We start from the raw sequence: 2,799 nt of genomic DNA, 5'->3' as shown, positions 1-2,799 counted from the left end.
GGCGAGCACCAAGATGTGGCCCGGACGGTCACACAGCCCAGTCACATGAGCGGTCACACAAGCCCCAGTCACACGCCCCCACCTGCGGAAACGGGCCCTACTCCCCGCTACGCCCCCCGGTGTGACCCGCCCGGCCGCCGCACGGTCCGCCCGGTCCGCGCGCCCCCGCGCCCAGTCCTCGGCCCCGTCCGACAACACCCCCTCGCCCGCACCGACTACCGCGCCCCCCTCGGGGCTGACCGCGGCCTCCGCGGCGTGCTCCCGGGCCGCGCCAGCAACGGCGACGTGCGCGGCGTCCAGCCGTTCCCGCGCCCGCTGGATGCCCTCACGGCTCATGCTCAGCTGCGCCCGCGCGTGCGCGCTCCGCGCGGCCTCCAGCGCGCGCTCGGCAATCTCCAGCCGCACCCCCGCCTGCTGGACACGGTCGACCGGCCCGGACACCGCCCACGCAACCGACGGATCGGCCGCACGGCCGGTCGCCCGCAGCCACGCCGTGCAAGCCGCGGCGTAGTCGCCCCCCTCCCAGTTCTCCTCGGTCCACCCCTCGAACTCCGCCGGAACCATCCGCCCCGCCGCCGCCTGCTGCTCCGCCCAGTCCTCCGCGCCCCGCAGAATCCGGCGCCGACGGTCGTCCTCGATCAGATCGGCCGCATAGCGCCGCTCCTCGGCGTCCAGCCCCACCACCGCAAGCGCGCTCACCGGCACACCGGCCCGCGCCGCAGCATGCCGCGCACACCTGCCCCCGCGGCCGCCCGGACTGGACGGCGCCGCCGCCCGCCGACCTCCACGACCAGTACGCCGCACTGCGCACCGCCGAAACCGCCGGAGACCTCGCCCAGGCCGCGGCCCTCGCCGCCAAGCTGGAGGACGACCTCACCGAGCGCTACAGTCCTCTCCACCCCCACACGGTCAACGTGCTCTCCCTGCGCGCCTTCCTGGCCCTGCGGCAGGGCGCTGACTGGTACGCCACCACCGACCTCCTCGTCAGCGCCGTAGGCCGGCGCCAGGAAGCCGGCGCCCAGCCCGTACAGGACACCGTGGGCGCCGCCCGGAATGCTCACGCGGCCTGGCACGCCTCGCCGCCGAGGACGCTGAGGGCGCGGCCGAACTCGCCGCGGACGTCGCCACGATGCTGGAGCTCCTGGGGGAGACCGCCCGCAGCCAGGACGTACTCACCTGGACCGGGCAGCGGTTCAACCGCTGACCTGGCGGGCCCACCTCGATCACCTCGGGCTCGCCGAGCCTCTCCCACCCGGCTCCCCCGGGAGGTCAGAGGTACGCCCGCATCCGTTACCGGCATCGAACGCGAGCAGCGGCCGGGCCGGACGACCGTGAACACCCGAGCGCCCGCCGTCGGGGTCGGCGAGCGCTCAACGGGGGTTCTGGCAGTGGGGCGGGTCTGGATGCAGGCGCCTACCGGCTCCAGGCCCCGGACCGGGCCTTGGCCTCGTTCCACGTCACGTTGGGCGGGCGTGGTGGCTACCGAGCGGTGTCCTGCCCGATCGCACGGAGGACATCGGCAAGCCAGACCAGGTGGTGGCCCACGGCTCGGTCCGGGGCGGCGAGTAGGTCCTCAAGGTGCTGCCATGACTCGGAGAGTTGGCCGATCGTGATCGTTCGCGGTTCGTTGGGGGACGTCGTAGAGCTCGTCGCCCGGGACAGACCAGAAGTAGTCACGTTCGAGTGCCACTGTGCTGCCGGCCGACGCTTCGATGTGTTGCAGTGCCAGCTCGAAGACGTGCCGGAGCTGGTCAAGCGGGATCTGCAGAGGTTCGCTGTCCATGCGCTCATCTTGCCGATCAGCGCCGTCGAGCCGAAGCGAAGCGTTCGGCACTGCCCTGGCCCCGGCCGCCTCTACGCCGACCTGCGCCGTCCGGGCACCGCGCCCGGGCCGGGCAGCGGGTGAAGAGGACGGCCCGGTAGGCCGGCTGGCGCCCCCGGGCCCGGTCGACACGGTGGGTGTGTGCGTGCCGGGCGGGGGTAGGCGATGCGACGGAGCGAGGTGGAATACCTCTCGGACCGGGCACGCGCGGCTCATCCCCCCGGGCGAGGGCCGGTTGATGGCCCGCACCGGCCGCCGCCCGCTCAAAGACGGAGCCGTCGCGCCGCACGAGCCGCTCCGCCGCCCGGCTTCCGCTGGGGCCGTGTGCGAAAGCCGAGTTGCCCCTGCGGGGCGGGCGGTAGGCTGGGCTCACACAACGCGGCGCCTTGAACGGCAGCCGCTCACACGGGTCGAGGGCCCTTCAAAAAAGCCCTTTAGTTGCCTCTCGGGTGGAGACGAACCGTGTCGTAGCTCGTTCGACTTCCCCTGGCACGGGACCTGAGGGCTTCCTCCCCGTAGGCGGAGCAGTGGCTGCCCGGCCCTTTGTGAGTTGTGCGGTGATCTTCAAGATCGACGTGCTGAACGTCTGCGGCCTGGCCCTGGTGCTGTTCGCCGCGTGGGTGGTGTACCAGCGGACCGGCAGCATCGAGTCCGCCGTGGTGTCCGGCGCCGCGGTCGTCGTCATCGTGCTCATGCTGTTCACCCCGATCGGCAACGGCACGACGACCGAGACCACCACCCCCACCCCGACAACCTCGACGCCCCCCCGCCCCACCCCATCTCCCCGACGCCGACGAGCTGAGACCACCCGCTGGGTGTGAGCGCCCGCTGCGGGGGCAGACGGCGTGACGGAGCGCATGGAACGCCCCCGCCGTCTGCCGTCTGCCGTGGTCACCCCCTCCACGTGCGGCCGGCACCGCCCCGCCCGGACCCCCTCCGGCGCGGGGCGGATCCCTTCCCGACCCACCGCCCAGGCC

At 73.5% G+C, this 2,799-nt stretch carries 4 protein-coding genes; 1 reads left to right on the top strand and 3 read right to left on the bottom strand.

All coding sequences use genetic code 11. The annotated features are described in order from the left end of the window. From ACFW6A_RS38630 to ACFW6A_RS38620, 3 genes are all read right to left on the bottom strand, one after another. On the bottom strand, window positions 1-699 hold a 699-nt coding region (locus ACFW6A_RS38630; protein ID WP_386646553.1), incomplete at its 3' end, for a hypothetical protein. Continuing rightward, the gene (locus tag ACFW6A_RS38625; protein ID WP_386480797.1) at window positions 696-1,061 is read right to left on the bottom strand and encodes a hypothetical protein; all 366 of its coding nucleotides are present in this window, start codon (window positions 1,059-1,061) and stop codon (window positions 696-698) included. The genes ACFW6A_RS38630 and ACFW6A_RS38625, both read right to left, overlap by 4 nt. A gap of 512 nt (window positions 1,062-1,573) precedes the next feature. After that, complete coding sequence (locus tag ACFW6A_RS38620; RefSeq protein ID WP_386480795.1) at window positions 1,574-1,783, bottom strand: hypothetical protein; 210 nt, start codon at window positions 1,781-1,783, stop codon at window positions 1,574-1,576. A gap of 596 nt (window positions 1,784-2,379) precedes the next feature. Between ACFW6A_RS38620 and ACFW6A_RS38615 the strand changes: the two genes are divergently transcribed. Continuing rightward, entirely contained in the window at window positions 2,380-2,643 is a 264-nt protein-coding gene (locus ACFW6A_RS38615; protein WP_386646551.1) for a hypothetical protein, read from the top strand. Window positions 2,644-2,799: the final 156 nt, after the last annotated feature.

This window comes from Streptomyces sp. NPDC058758, assembly GCF_042746075.1.
Taxonomy (GTDB): Bacteria; Actinomycetota; Actinomycetes; order Streptomycetales; family Streptomycetaceae; genus Streptomyces.
This window is presented reverse-complemented; position numbering and strand designations above follow the sequence as displayed.

Bases quoted from the DNA above. Each gene is read 5' to 3' on its own strand.
- ACFW6A_RS38620 (WP_386480795.1), bottom strand. From the start codon at position 1,783: ATGGACAGCGAACCTCTGCAGATCCCGCTTGACCAGCTCCGGCACGTC.